The organism is Paenibacillus sp. MB22_1, assembly GCF_047200555.1.
Taxonomy (GTDB): domain Bacteria; phylum Bacillota; class Bacilli; order Paenibacillales; family Paenibacillaceae; genus Fontibacillus; species Fontibacillus phoenicis.
This window is the reverse complement of record NZ_JBLADV010000001.1, coordinates 1,327,423-1,342,124: the sequence shown is the minus strand read 5'-3', so window position 1 is coordinate 1,342,124 and position 14,702 is coordinate 1,327,423. Positions and strand designations below refer to the sequence as shown.

Genomic DNA, 14,702 nt, shown 5'->3' with positions numbered 1-14,702 from the left:
AATTTACGAGAGGAGGCGCCAATCCGTGCTGCTTGAAGCGCTCTACCATGTGCCCCGGGATAAATGGGCGTATGCCTATGATTCAACCACGATCCATCTTCGCATCCGGACCAAACGGGATGATGTGGAACAGGTTGTTGCGATGACCGGGGACAAATACGATTGGACGGGAACCTACCAGGAGCTGCCGATGGAAAAAACGGCCCATGACCGCATGTTCGACTATTGGGAGGTCGCTGTGCGTCCCAAGTTCAAGCGCCTTTCCTATGCCTTTAAGCTTACGGCGGGAACGGAAACGGTTTACCTGCTGGACACGGGGATTCAATCGGAGTCCCCTCAACCGCCGGGGGAATGCTTTGAATTCCCGTATATCCATGAAAACGAAGTAGTCCGGGTGCCGGAATGGGCGAAGCAAGCGGTCTTTTATCAGATTATGCCGGAGCGGTTCGCCAATGGAGACCCTTCCAATGACCCCAAGCCGGTCGAAGCCTGGGGAGGCAAGCCGACCCGTGAAAATTACTTCGGCGGCGATTTGCAGGGAATCATTGACCACCTGGACGATTTGACGGACCTGGGTATCACGGCGATTTATCTCACGCCTCTATTTTTGGCTCCGTCCAACCATAAATACGACACCGTCGATTATAAGCAGGTTGACCCTCACTTTGGGAACAACGACTTGCTGCGGGAGTTGGTTGAGCAATGTCATAACCGAGGGATCCGGGTGGTGTTGGACGCAGTCTTTAATCATTGCGGGGAGCATTTCCCTCCGTTCCAGGACGTCCTCAAACATGGAGAAGCCTCCCCTTATGCCGGTTGGTTTCATGTCAACCAGTTCCCTGCCAGAGTAGAGAACGGGATTCCGACTTATGATACGTTTGGGTTCTTCCCCAACATGCCTAAATTTAATACAGCGAACCCGGAACTTAAGAAGTATTTGCTGGAAGTCGCCGAATATTGGATTAAGGAAATCAAATTGGACGGCTGGCGGCTTGACGTCGCCAATGAAATCGATCATTCGTTCTGGCGGGAGTTCCGGCAGGTGGTGAAACAGGCAAACCCGGAAGCCTATTTGATCGGAGAGGTATGGAGTGACTCACTAAACTGGCTGCTGGGCGATCAATTTGATTCGGTGATGAATTATCCCTTTGCGGATAAAGTGCTGGAGTTTTTTAACGGCGGTGTAGACGGGGCTGCCTTCTCCGATGAGATGGGTGCGCTGATCATGCGATATCCGCATCAAACGAATGAAGTGATCTTCAACATGCTGGGAAGTCATGATACCCCGCGCCTGCTGACCCGCGTCGGCGGCGACAAGCGCAAGCTCAAGCTCTGCGTGGTGTTTCTGTTTACGTATATCGGGACGCCTTGTTTGTTTTACGGTGACGAGATCGGACTTACCGGCGACGGGGATCCCGATTGCCGAAAATGCATGGAGTGGGATCGCAGCAAACAGGACCGTGAGCTTTACGATTTCTACAAGCTGATGATCAGGTTGCGCAAGCAGCACCCGGCGCTTCGTCACGGTCATTTTCGATTTTTGCATGCGGAACCGGGGGATCCGTGCATCGTATACGAACGAATGGATGAGAAAATGCATTTTACCGTGTGGATGAACAATACCCCGAAGCCAGTCACCCTCACCCATCCGATGCAAACGAGCGATTGGCGAGATGCCCTCACCGAGGAAGCGGTGGTGCCGACGAACGGGGTAATGAGCATTTCCCTGGATCCCTATGGCTTCCGAATTCTGTACCGGCACATTCAAAAATAACGAAGAAAAAAGCGGACGAACGATCGTCCGCTATTTCTTCAGGCTTTCGTATATGTGGAGGTATTGTCTTGCCAATGCATCCCAACCGTAATCGCCGGCGAACGCATTTGCTGTAATCCGGTGCCAATGCTCGGGCTGGCGGTAGAAGGACACCGCCCGGCGGAGCGTATACAACATATCGTGCGCGTTATAGTTGCGGAAGGTGAAGCCGTTGCCCTCCCCCGTAAATTCGTTGTAGGAGCGCACTGTATCGTTTAAGCCGCCGGTTTCTCGTACGACGGGGATCGTGCCGTACCGCAGCGCCAGAAGCTGGCTGATGCCGCATGGCTCAAACCGCGAAGGCATCAGGAAGATATCGCTGCCGGCATAGATGCGCCGGGATAACGCGTCGCTGAACTTGATTTGGACCGACAGCTTCCCGGGGTGACGCCATGCCGCTTCCCGGAACCAATCTTCATAAGCTCGGTCCCCTGTGCCTAGAAGCACAAACTGCACGTCATCCGTACTAAGCCATTCATCCATTACCCGAATCACCAAATCCAGCCCCTTTGGTTCAACTAGACGGGTAACCATCGAGATCAGCGGTGTATTTGGTGTCTCCGGCAGCCCGAGCTCCCGCTGAAGCACTGGTTTATTAGCCCGCTTCTGCTCTAGGTTGCGTCCATAACGGGCAAAGAGCTCCAGATCGGTCTCCGGATCGTAAGCCCGGGTGTCAATTCCGTTCACGATTCCCGACAACCGGCCGCTGATTGAGCGAAGCAGACCGTCCAGCCCATAACCGTAATGCTCGGTCTTGATCTCCTCAGCATAAGTTGGGCTGACCGTCGTTACATGATCGGCGTAGACCAAGCCGGCTTTCATAAAGCTGACTTGATCGTAATACTCTACCCCTTCCGGCGTGAAGTAGTCCCAAGGGAGCCCCAACAGATCTCCCAGAATCTCTTTCGGAAAAATCCCCTGATATAACAGGTTATGTATCGTATAAACGGTCTGAATGTTCCGGTAATCGGGCCGATCGCGGTAATGCTCCCGCAGCAGCAGCGGGATCATCGCCGTATGCCAATCATGGCAATGGATAATGTCTGGCATAAACCCGGTAAGGGGAAGCAGCTCCAGCACCGCCCGATCCAAAAACGCAAACCGCTCGCCGTCATCCCAATGGCCATAGATCCCTACTCTGCCAAAATAGTCCTCGTTATCGATCATATACACGGGGATTCCTTCCCAATCCAGCCGGGATATTCCGCCGTACTTGTTCCGCCATCCGACTGGCACCATGCCGGTGCCGAGATGATGCAGACGTTCACGGTAAATTTGCGGCAGCTCGCGATATCTTGGCATGATCACCCGTACATCATGGCCGGCTTCGATCAACGCCTTGGGCAGTGCCCCAATCACGTCAGCCAGGCCTCCGGTCTTAATAAACGGCGCGACTTCGGCCGCAGCAAACAAAATCTTCATCGTTTCGCCCTCCTCGTATAGTATCTTTTGAAAGCTCTTTTCTTTCAGCTTCCAGCCCCGTAGGGGCTGGAGAGATTCCTTGAAATTTTCCAGCAAATCGTTCTTTGAAAATTGAATGGGGACTGGACTTTCTGGAATGTCTCTGGACAATGGAACTTAGGGTCCATTCGGGGAAATTCGTATCCCTCCTGTAGCCACGTCTACATTAAAAGTCTGTTTCTCCGGTACACGTCTGAACTTCTTACCCGCTGGCTGTTCCCTTCGGCAACCCATGCCCGGCTATAGCAGTGCCGGGGCAGCTCATGGACTGAAGTGTGTTCTCATAGGCGAGGGTGATTGATCTGCGTGTGCGCCGGAGGCATCCCGGAGCGTCCATTCCCTGAATCCCTCAACAGAAAGGAGGAACTCCATTTGAAGTTATTTGTCGGTATTGACGTCAGCTCACAAGAACTGGAAGCGTGCTTTATGAATCCCGACGGAGACAAGCTGGAAACGCTCACCGTCAAGAATAATCTCGACGGCGCTTCTCATCTGAGAGATCGCATCGTCGCTGTAGCGGACAAGCATTCGTCTTCCGAGATTCACATTGGCCTTGAAGCGACTTCGGTCTACAGCTGGCATCCTGCCATGTTCATGCATGAGGATCCGGCGCTCAAAGCCCGTAAAGCCAAAGTGTTCACCATCAACCCGAAGCTGGTCAGCAAATTCAGAGAAGCCTACCCGGATATGGACAAGACCGACCGTCTTGATGCCTGGGTGATTGCGGATCGCTTGCGCTTTGGACGATTGACCACCACCATCGTCATGCAAGAGCAATATGTTGCGCTCCAGCGCCTCACGCGCATGCGATTCCACCTGATCCACAACCTGGCGCGTGAGAAGCAATATTTTTTGCAGAACCTGTTCTACAAGTGCAACGCCTTTACGACCGAAGTAGACAGCTCGGTATTCGGTCACGCGCTCATGGAGATGCTCTCCGAGAAGTACAGCCTTGACGACATTGCCACGATGGATGTCGCCGAATTGGCCGACTATTTAAGGGACAAGGGACGCAATCGCTTCCCTGATCCGGAGAACGTCGCACGCTGCATTCAGAAGGCTGCCAGAGCCTCTTATCGACTTTCCAAAGTGGTTGAGGACTCCATCGACCTGGTGCTTGGCACATCCATTCAAGTGATTCGAAGCATCCAGGCACAGCTCAAAGATTTGGACAAAGCCATAGAGCGCATTCTCGAAGGCCTGCCTGAATCCAAATGCTTGCGCTCCATCCCTGGGATTGACCGGGTGTATGCCGCCGGTATCCTCGCGGAGATTGGAGACATCGATCGCTTCAGTGATCAAGCGGCTGTGGCCAAGTATGCCGGCCTTTCCTGGCGTAAACATCAGTCTGGCCCTTTTGAAGCCGAAGATACCAAACGCATTAAATCCGGCAACCGATTCCTTCGCTATTACCTGGTTGAAGCTGCCAACTCGGTGAAAAACCGCGATGAGGAATTCGGTGAGTATTACCGGAAGAAGTACAAAGAAGTTCCTAAGCACCAACACAAACGCGCCCTCGTCTTAACGGCAAGAAAACTTGTGCGTCTGGTCGATGTGCTGCTACGCAACGGCCAACTCTATACGCCACGGAAGAAGGTAACGACTGCGAAGGATTGACGCCCCCTTTGCCAAAGTCCTTACTCATTCCCAGTAAAAATCTGGAATTATCCTTGATTTGGGCTGGGATTAGTTTGATATTGTCATTTTTCTAGACTCAAAGCACTTTTCACATAGAAAATTTCCAATTTACTCGAATCTAGGACTTGACATCATACCGCTGGACTTCTTGGCGCTTGACGCTTCCACACCGTCATGCTCAGCGGAGGAAGCGTAACGGTCAGGCTTTGGGGCCTACCGTTCCAAGCTGTTTTTTCGCTCAAATGCAGCTTGGGCTGCTGGTGCCCGAACCCGCCGAAATGAACATCATCACTGTTAAATACAAGCTCGTACCGTCCAGGCAATGGAACGCCAACACGATACTCCCTTCGCTCCTCAGGCAGAAAATTCAGCAGCACCAGCAACAGCTCCTGCGGCTGCTTTCCTTTTCGCACATACGCAATCACACTTTGTTTGTCATCGTCCGGGATCATCCACTGAAACCCCTCAGGCGCATGATCCTGCTCCCACAGCGCCGGCTCTTGCAGATAAAAGCGATTTAGCGCCTGGCAATACCCATGAATCTGCCGATGTGACTCGTAATCAAGCAGGAACCAATCCAGCTCCCCTTGATCACGCCACTCGATAAATTGGCCAAATTCTCCGCCCATAAATAACAGTTTTTTCCCTGGAGTTGTCAGCTGATACCCAAGTAACAGACGAAGTCCGGCGAATTTTTGCTCGTAGCTGCCAGGCATTTTGTCCAGCAGCGATTTTTTGCCGTGCACGACCTCGTCATGGGAGAGCGGCAGCGTAAAATTCTCCGAATAGGCGTACCAAATCGGGAACGTAAGCAAGTGATGACGGTGAGGTCTTTCGCTGAACGGAGTTTCAAAATAATCCAACGTATCGTTCATCCACCCCATATTCCACTTGTAATTAAAGCCAAGTCCACCCTGATGCGCAGGGGCGGTCACTAACGGCCATGCGCTGGACTCTTCCGCCATCATCAAAGCATGCGGGAAGTAGCGGAACACCGCAGTATTGAGCTGCCGCAGGAATTCTATCGCCTCCAGATTTTCGCTGCCGCCCTTTTCGTTACGCGCTGCCGCCCAGGACGGTTTCTCGAAATCGTAACGAATCATGCTGGTCACGGCGTCGACTCTCAGCCCGTCGAAATGATACTTTTCAAGCCAATATATCGCGCTGGAGATCAAAAAAGAACGTACCTCGGGTTTACTGAAATCAAAGCTGAGCGTCCCCCATCCCGGTTTCTCCGCTTTGGCCGGATCGGCGTACTCGAACAGGGGCGTTCCGTCAAAAAGACGCAGCCCGTGATCATCCTTCGTAAAATGGCCCGGCACCCAGTCGAGCAACACACCAATCCCGGCCTGATGACAGCAATCCACGAAATACATTAAGTCCTGCGGCTCCCCATACCGGCTGGTAGGGGCAAAATAACCCGTCGCTTGATATCCCCATGATAAATCATACGGATGCTCACATAGAGGCATGATTTCGATATGGGTGTAGCCCATCTCTTTCACGTAGGGGATTAACAAATCCGCCATCTCTCGGTATGTGTAAAAAGAACCGTCGGGCCGTTGCCGCCAGGTCCCGAAGTGAAGCTCATAAATGTTGATTGGCCGTGCGTAAGGTGCGCTGCGGTTCTGGATCCACTTCTCATCTCCCCAAACGTAGTTGTCCAATTCAGTGATGATGGAAGCTGTTTTTGGCCGCACTTCTGCATAAAAAGCATATGGATCTGCCTTCAAGCGGGTCTCCCCATCCGGCCCGGTCAAAGCATACTTGTAAAAACTTCCAACCGGAACATCCGGAAAAAAACGAGTCCAAATTCCCGAATCGGGTATCTTATATAGTACATCACGTGTCCCCTTCCAACCGTTCCAGTCGGCGACAACGGCGACTTGGCATGCATTCGGGGCCCAAACGGTAAAGCGAACTCCACGTCTTCCCCCTTCGGTTACGGGATGGGCGCCAAACGTGCGGTAGCTTTGATACAATGTCCCCTCGCGGAACAAGTAAATATCCGTGGGGGATACGGCGGAAGCCCATGCTGATTCGAACCTGGCATCAAACAAATCTGTCACCACCTTTACAACGGATGAAAGAACGTCAACTGTTTTAAGAAATTCAAAAAAATTTCAGTATTTACATCAAAAATATGTAATACTTTCGGATATTTTCCATAATTTATTCCATCTACATTATATCCTAATGTATGTGCCTCACAGACCAAAACATGCGGGAGGGAAATGAAATGAGGAAAAAGGACTGTATTGCAATGCTTCTTGCCGGCGGAGAGGGGCGACGATTATCTCCGCTGACCACCAAGCTGGCGAAACCGGCCGTGCATTTTGGCGGACATTACCGGATCATCGATTTTCCTCTCAGCAACTGCGTCAACTCCGGAATTGATACGATTGGGGTTTTGACGCAATATGAAGCGGCTTCGCTCCATGAGCATATTGGCGAAGGAGAACCATGGAAGCTGAAGCACTCCGAGAATGGCGGGATCACTTTGCTGCCAGCGTATCGGGAAGGCGTTGAGGAATATACGGGAACGGCGGACGCCATATACAAGAACATGGCATTTGTCGATGGTCATTCGCCCAAATACGTCCTGATCCTTTCGGGAGACCATATTTACCATATGGACTACCGTCACATGTTGGATTTCCATCTCAGTCACCAGGCGAAAGCAACGATTTCGGTCATGCCGGTACCCTGGGAAGAAGCCCATCGCTTTGGCATCATGACGAAGGATGAGCACAACCGCATTACCGAGTTCGAGGAGAAGCCGGCGCAGCCCACTAGTAATCTCGCCTCGATGGGTATCTATTTGTTTGATTGGGAGTTCTTAAAGCGACAGCTCGAGGAAGATGCAGCCAATCCGAACTCCAGCCATGATTTTGGCAAGGACTTAATCCCGAAAATGTTGGCAGGCAGCGAGCCGCTGCACGCGTATGAATTTGAAGGGTATTGGCGGGACGTAGGAACGGTTCAAAGTCTATGGGAAGCACATATGGATTTGCTGGTTGAGTCCTCCGAATGGAAGCTTCATCGTGAGGATTGGCCGATGTTTACCCGAGAACGGCCGCTCATGCAAGGATGGGTTAAAAAACGTCACACCCACTTCCCTTCCTCCCTCATCCATGATCACTGTTCACTCGAAGGATATGTAGAACGTTCGGTTATTTTCGCCGGCACGGAAATTGGCCGGTACTCCCGAATCAATGACAGCGTCATTATGCCGGGCGCGAAAATCGGTCGTAACGTCGTGATCGAGCGGGCGATTATCGGTGAAGGCGCCATCATCAAAGACGGTACTGTCATCAAAGCGGAGCCTGGAGATATCAGCGTTGTGGCCCCTTACGAAACCGTGTATGCCAAACCGGTAAGCCGACCTCAGCCCTCCCGCTTGCTTCAGGAAGTGTACGATAACGCCCCTCGGCTTCGGGCCGAAGGCTTGCTCTCCTAACCAAAAAGGGGCCGCTTCGAAAGAATCCATGGATGATCTTTCGAGGCGGTCCCTTTCGGTTCTGTATGTGCTTTTAATCGGTGTTAAACTTGAGCATATAAATCAGCGTCCAGCTGATATAAATTGAATTCGCGTCCGTTATTGCTGGCCGTTCCTTGGAGCTGATACCCTAAGCCCTCGTATAACTGAGTAAGCTTCTGGTTCTGGTTCCAGCAGTCAAGCCGTATGCCGGGACGTCCCAGCGCCTTGGAACGTTTAGCAGCATAACGTAGAATTTCACTGCTCAGCCCGCGACCGCGGTAAGCCAAACGGATCGTGAGCCGGTGCAGGTAACTGTAACCGGGAACGTTCAGCTCGCCCCAATAATCGGGATCTGAATCCTGCAGCGTAAACAAGGCCACCGGTTCGCCTGACTCCTGCAGCAGGTAAATTTCACGATCTTCAAAATATGACCGAATCAGCTCCGGTGTAAATTGCTGCGGATTCCACTGATTCACGCCATTTTCTTGCATCCAAGTCGCGGCTTCTACCAGGACCTGCCGCACCGTCTCCAAATCATCTTCGCCTGCCAGTAAGACGTCAAGCGTTTCCTGAGCCGTTTCAAGTTTATCGATGAGCTGCTCCAAAGTAGGTTCCCTTCTCTCCATGAATCTCTATTTATTCTCTCTCTATTGAGGCTTTGTCTCCGTTTCGGCTGCAGCTTCTTCCCTTTGGGTGTCGCTTAACAGCGGCAAGATCACAGAGACGGTCGTCCCAACGCCAAGCTCGCTCTGAATTTCCATTTCCCCATGATGCAGCTCAACCAACTGCTGACTGATTGCGAGTCCCAGCCCGGTACCGCCGCCCTGGTGATTCACCTGGAAGAAACGATCTTTCACTTTGTTTAAATACTCCTCGCTAATGCCAATCCCCGAATCGATGACATCCACTTTCACACGTTCCGCATCCAGACGGTCGATGACCAGATGAATCCAGCTTTGTTCATGGGAAAACTTGATCGCATTGTCCACCACGTTCAAGAACACTTGCTTCAGACGGTTGCCGTCCCCGCTGACAATGGCGGTGCCGTCGGTTTTATCCTCGAGCTTCAACTGAATATGCTTCTGTTCCGCCTTTGCCCAGACGTTGAGCATCGTCTCCTGAAGCAGTTCTTTGAGGTTCACCTCTCCGATCACCAGCTTCATCTCGTTGGATTGCAGCTTCGAGAAATCAAGGATTTCCTCGACAAGTCCAATCAAGCGATCGGTTTCTTTCGCGATAATCCCTATCCCAATCTTCGTCTCCTCAGGATCGAAGCCGCCGGAGGTTAACGTCTCGCTCCAGCCCTTAATCCCGGTCAGCGGCGTGCGCAGCTCGTGTGAAATCGATGAGATAAAATCATCCTTGATCTGATTGCTGCGGACGATCTCTTCGGCCATATAGTTTAAGGTAGCCGCCAGCTCACCGAGCTCATAACGGTAATTGCCTTTGATTCGCGCATCGAATTTCCCTCTGGCCATTTGCGCCGATACGTCACGAATATTATTAATGGGCTTAACGATCGAGTTCGCCAATCCGATGCTAAACAGCGTAACGATGGCCAATACGGCCACCGAAACCGCAATCGACATAAAGGTCAAGTTCAGCAGCTTGGAATTTACTGACTCCATCGAGGTGACGTAGCGGACGATGTATTGCGTATGTCCTTGGATCTGAAGCGGCCTTGAAACGGCCATCACCAGCTCGCCGGTCGCCGGCTGCCGCCCGATCCATTTGCCGACGTTCCCGGCTAACGCTTGCGGAACATCGCTGGTCTGAATCGCTTTGTCGGCTTGAAACGGATTGGTGCTTGCCTTGACCTCGCCGTTGCGATCCAGAATCATCAGCTCGGTATTATCCAGCTCAAAGGTGCGGAGCATTTCCGTAAAATAATCCGGATCCCCCTCCGTATTCAACCGGACGAATTTCTGGAAGTAGTCCGAAGCCCACATCGAGTGATTGGACATGTGATTATAGATCGTATCGTAATAATACATGCGAATGGCCAACGTGAAAATAACCTCGACCATAAACAAGGTTACGAATACAACGATGAAATAGTGTAAGACGATTTGCCGTCCAATCCCTTTCTTGATCATTGTCCCTCGCCTTTCCACTTATAACCGTGCCCCCACACGGTTTGCAGGAAAGCCGGTTCGGACGGGTTCGTTTCAATCTTCTGCCGCAAACGGCGAATATTCACATCCACGATCTTTGGATCGCCCATATATTCCTTACCCCAGACGTGATCCAAAAGTACATCACGGCTCAGCGGGGTATTCTCCTTCTCCAGGAAGAACTGAATCAACGAAAACTCTGTTGGGGTCAGCTCAATCAGCCGCCCGTTCTTCTTAAATTGCTTGGAGATCAAATCCAGCGTAAACGGTCCGGACGTAAACGTCACCTTCGCACTGCTCTCGCGGTAGACATTGACCCGGCGCAGCAGAGACTGAATGCGGGCGATCAGCTCGGTTGGGCTAAACGGCTTGCTGACATGATCATCCGCCCCAACGGACAACGCATAGACCTTATCCTGCTCCTGCACTTTGGCCGTGAGGAAAATAATCCCGATCCGTTCATTCGTTTCGCGGATCCGCCGGCACACCTCAAAGCCGTCAATCCCCGGCACCATCACGTCGAGGAGCGCGATGTCAATGTCCGGAACGCTTTGCAGCTTGCTTAACGCTTCGTTGCCGTCCGCCGCTTCAAGCACATCGAAGCCGTTTCGTTTCAAGTTAATGACGATAAAACTCCGGATGGACTCTTCGTCCTCCAAAATCAGCACTTTGCTCAATTTGGTTGCCCCCTCTTTCAAAAAACGGCTTAACGTTTAATTTCCGTCTCGCCTTTATTGACTTTTAAATCTGTATGGCTGAGGAACCCGATGACCTTATCGGCATCCCGTGCAAGCAGCTCCCAATCCCCTTTATTGCGCTCCCATTCCGACAGCGTAAAGAAGCGGATTTCCGCCACAGGCTCATTCGTATCGATCTTGACGAAGATTAGGTGCTCATTTTTGTCGGATTTCGTATCGATCGTCACATTGCCTTGCCATTCTTTCGGGAAGTTGAAGTAGAAACGTCCAGCCATATCCATATATTGCTGCATGACGAATTTGAGGCCTTCGTTCTCATCCCACTGGTAATAGGAGAACAGCCATGGAATTTCATCAAATGAAATATACTCCCAGCCTTTGGGCTTCTCCAGCATACCGATTTCCAGCAACCCATCATTATTGACGTCACCGCTGAGAATCGGATACCCTTTGAGCGTCATATCCTGCGAAGGCAGCAGGTTGACGAGCTCCCCATCCTTCATCACGATCACCGTCGAGAAGGCGGAATGGGTTCCCACCGTTGCGTCAAGAATAATCCCTTTTAGGTTGGGCGTAATGTTACCGCTGACCGCATTATAATACTCGCTGATCGGATCGTCGAGTTCCAGATGGCTTAATTCCTTAAAAGATCCGTCATATTGATACGTTGTAACCGTTGTATACTGCTCGCGTTTTAAGTTCACAACCGTGATATCCGGAATGTTATCCTGATTCAGATCGTCCACCATAAAATAATTGTACGGCAACGCGATCGCCTTCTCGACTTCGCTGCCGTTATAAGTATATACGGTTAATCCTTTTTGCAGCTCATCGGAGCCGCTGGAGAAGCCAGCGATAATCTCCAGATTGCCGTCGCCGTTTAAGTCCAGCAGATCAAACGTTTCAAGGACCTGACCTTCGCCATCAAAACGTACCTTCAGCACCCAGGAGTTCCCCTGATGCTCTAAAATCATCCCGTGGATCCGCACCGCTTCATCCGGCGTCTCATAGAAGACCACCGCCTCCTTGATCCCGTCGTTGTTCAGGTCAGGCGTGCGAATAGAGCTGATATTGCGGACGTCCCGCGGCGAGACGATCTCTCCGCCTTTCAGCTCGGCCTTAATGACGCTGATTAGCGATGCGCGGTCGGTGGAGAGCTGCGGTGTTTGCATCAAGGATTTCGGATCGCTGATCACGCTGCAGCCGCTTAGGATCAGAAGCAGGCAAGCTCCAGCCCAAGCGGATAATCCCCTCTTAGTCAACATGCTCATCACTCGTTTCATACCAGATCAATCAGGCGTTTCTCTTCCATCGAGAGCCGCCGTCCGGACACGTCAAGCTTGATCTTTCCTTCAGAAAGTCCCCAGATCCGGGTGCAGTAACGCTCCGCCAATTCCAGCGGCAACGCCGTAATGACGATCTTATTTTGTTGCGTGCAAAGCTCCTTTAACGTTTCCAGCACGCGTTCCGCCGACTTAGGGTCCAGCCCGATTACCGGCTCGTCCGCAGCCAGGAAGCTAGCTCCGTGAACCAGCGCCCGGCAGATGGCCACACGTTGGCGCTCACCGCCGCTCAGCTTACCGGCTTTGACGTGGGCTTTGTCCAGCAGGCCGTATTTCTCCAGCTCGTCCATCGCGCCCATGTAATCGTCCGACCGTACCATCCCGGTCAGCCGGCGAAGAAGCGGAGTTTGTCCCACTTGTCCGATCAGGACATTTTTTAGCGCGGTTTTCTCCGGATACAAGGAGGGGTTCTGTTCGAGATAAGCGCATTGGGAGCGATATTTCTGTGAGCCGCGTCCGCCGCCTTCAATCACTTTGTCCCCGTTCCATGTATAATCGCCCCGATTCCAGCGTTCACGCAGCGCCAAGCAACGAAGGAGCATGCTTTTGCCGCTGCCGCTTGCCCCGACAACGCCAATCATTTCCCCTGCACCAAACTGGACGGTAATATCGCGAAGCACCTTCTTCTTATTTCCATCCACCGATTTCTGCAAGTGGTTGACTCTGATCATGTCCGATTTCTCCTTTTACGATTAAGAGGTACTCAAAGTTGTTGTTCACCTTTTTTGAACTAACATGAAATTTGCAATACCCTTTCTTACCCTTTAGTGTATTGGAAAAATCAACGAAAATCCATTACAGCCTGTTCATATTTACGCTTTTTTTGTAAAGCTCCGGCCGGAATACCAGCCCGGATGCGGAAAACAACAGATAAGCCGAGCCCAGAAGGATGAATAACATCGGAGCCGCGCCTAGCTGCATGGCCGCTCCACCGAGGTTCGGGCCGATGATGCTGCCAAAGTTAAAATGAAAGGAAGCAATCACATTAGCGACCGGAAGCAAATGACGCGGAAGCAAATCCGCGGCATACGCCAGGCCCAGCGAGAAGAACGAACCCACCAAGCCGCCTGCGCCCATGAACAATAGAAGCAACGCCATAAAATGACTCCCAGCCAATGGAACAGCCAGAAACAGGAGTCCACCGGTGAGTCCTGCGGTCATCAGCACTTTTTTGCGGCCGAACCGGTCGCTTAGGATGCCAAGCGGGAGCTGAAGAATCAGGCCGCCGATGCCAAAGAACGGCAGCAATGCCGCGATATCCGCAGCGCTAAGCCCCGAACGTAAGCCGTAAATCGGAAAGTTGCTGTTCATGGAGGCTTCCATATATCCGTAAAGCAAGGCAGGCAGCAGTGCGAACCATGCCAGCCGGTAGATTTGCGGAACCTTGCGCGGAGCACCGGCTTCCTCCTGACGAACTGGTTCCGGCGCACGATCCGGCAAATACAAGGCGGCTAGGATTACGATGGTGAGGAACAGGATCGCCAGCAAAACGAACGGAACAGCCTGCCCGTATTCCAGCAGCCGGATGCCCAGCGGTCCAATGCTGAAGCCAAGCCCGTATGACATCCCGTACAAGGAGATGTTCCGGCCTCTTTTGTCCTGCGGCGATACAAGAATGATCCAGAGCTGCGAGGTAAAATGAATCGCACTATCCCCGATCCCGACAAGCAATCTCAGGATGAACCACAGCCGTAAATCCGATACCAGCGGAAACACCGGCAAAGCGAGCATAACGAGGACGACGCCGCTCAGCAGCAAGAGCTTAAACCCGGTGCGACGCAGCAGCTTCTCCGCCACCAGCGACATGGCAAACGATCCGACATAAAGGGCTGCAGCATGCAGCCCATTTACGGAGGAGGAGATCCCCCTTTCTTCCATAAATATGGACAACACCGGCAGCAGCAGCCCTTGACTGAGCCCCGCGATAATAATGACAGAGATCAGAATAAAGGTTGGGGTAAATACACGATGGGTCCTTCTGATCGAGCTTTCCAAAATGAAAACACTCCTTAAAAAACAAAGAAAAATCGTCAATATGTTGACGACTTTTCCCCAAATGATATTTTCCGAATAATCCTTTAACATTATAGTAGACAATCCACTACCGAACAAGCCATAATGAATCTGAATGCAAAGTTCTTTGGGAGGTTAGTT

11 protein-coding genes are annotated in these 14,702 nt (G+C 51.8%); 3 read left to right on the top strand and 8 right to left on the bottom strand.

Features of this window, described 5'->3' with window-relative positions:
* Positions 1–25 precede the first annotated feature (25 nt).
* Positions 26–1,774, top strand: a complete 1,749-nt coding sequence (locus tag ACL02P_RS06195) for an alpha-glycosidase (RefSeq protein WP_412836963.1) — start codon at positions 26–28, stop codon at positions 1,772–1,774.
* A gap of 30 nt (positions 1,775–1,804) precedes the next feature.
* On the opposite strand, the gene glgA is transcribed toward ACL02P_RS06195, so the two are convergent.
* Positions 1,805–3,235, bottom strand: coding sequence for a glycogen synthase GlgA (gene glgA / locus ACL02P_RS06190; RefSeq protein ID WP_412836962.1), 1,431 nt, complete (start codon positions 3,233–3,235; stop codon positions 1,805–1,807).
* A 411-nt stretch (positions 3,236–3,646) separates the two neighbouring features.
* Here glgA and ACL02P_RS06185 point away from each other — a divergent pair, with 411 nt between their 5' ends.
* Positions 3,647–4,891, top strand: coding sequence for an IS110 family transposase (locus ACL02P_RS06185; protein WP_090728280.1), 1,245 nt, complete (start codon positions 3,647–3,649; stop codon positions 4,889–4,891).
* 152 nt (positions 4,892–5,043) lie between these two features.
* Here the strand turns inward: ACL02P_RS06185 and glgB are convergent, their stop codons facing one another.
* On the bottom strand, positions 5,044–6,972 hold the full coding sequence (gene glgB / locus ACL02P_RS06180) for a 1,4-alpha-glucan branching protein GlgB (protein WP_412836961.1): 1,929 nt from the start codon (positions 6,970–6,972) through the stop codon (positions 5,044–5,046).
* Positions 6,973–7,151: 179 nt separating this feature from the next.
* Between glgB and ACL02P_RS06175 the strand changes: the two genes are divergently transcribed.
* Entirely contained in the window at positions 7,152–8,372 is a 1,221-nt protein-coding gene (locus ACL02P_RS06175; RefSeq protein WP_412836960.1) for a glucose-1-phosphate adenylyltransferase, read from the top strand.
* Between the two features lie 83 nt (positions 8,373–8,455).
* Here the strand turns inward: ACL02P_RS06175 and ACL02P_RS06170 are convergent, their stop codons facing one another.
* The 6 genes from ACL02P_RS06170 to ACL02P_RS06145 all read right to left on the bottom strand — a co-directional run bounded on the left by ACL02P_RS06170 (position 8,456) and on the right by ACL02P_RS06145 (position 14,633).
* Positions 8,456–8,998, bottom strand: coding sequence for a GNAT family N-acetyltransferase (locus ACL02P_RS06170; protein WP_412836959.1), 543 nt, complete (start codon positions 8,996–8,998; stop codon positions 8,456–8,458).
* Between the two features lie 42 nt (positions 8,999–9,040).
* Complete coding sequence (locus tag ACL02P_RS06165; protein ID WP_323076574.1) at positions 9,041–10,489, bottom strand: HAMP domain-containing sensor histidine kinase; 1,449 nt, start codon at positions 10,487–10,489, stop codon at positions 9,041–9,043.
* On the bottom strand, positions 10,486–11,184 hold the full coding sequence (locus ACL02P_RS06160) for a response regulator transcription factor (RefSeq protein WP_009226166.1): 699 nt from the start codon (positions 11,182–11,184) through the stop codon (positions 10,486–10,488). Before ACL02P_RS06160 ends, ACL02P_RS06165 begins: the two co-directional genes overlap by 4 nt.
* Positions 11,185–11,213: 29 nt before the next feature.
* Positions 11,214–12,470, bottom strand: coding sequence for a hypothetical protein (locus tag ACL02P_RS06155; RefSeq protein WP_260070299.1), 1,257 nt, complete (start codon positions 12,468–12,470; stop codon positions 11,214–11,216).
* A gap of 14 nt (positions 12,471–12,484) precedes the next feature.
* Positions 12,485–13,219, bottom strand: coding sequence for a phosphonate ABC transporter ATP-binding protein (locus ACL02P_RS06150; RefSeq protein ID WP_009226168.1), 735 nt, complete (start codon positions 13,217–13,219; stop codon positions 12,485–12,487).
* Positions 13,220–13,343: 124 nt separating this feature from the next.
* Complete coding sequence (locus ACL02P_RS06145; RefSeq protein WP_009226169.1) at positions 13,344–14,633, bottom strand: MFS transporter; 1,290 nt, start codon at positions 14,631–14,633, stop codon at positions 13,344–13,346.
* Positions 14,634–14,702: the final 69 nt, after the last annotated feature.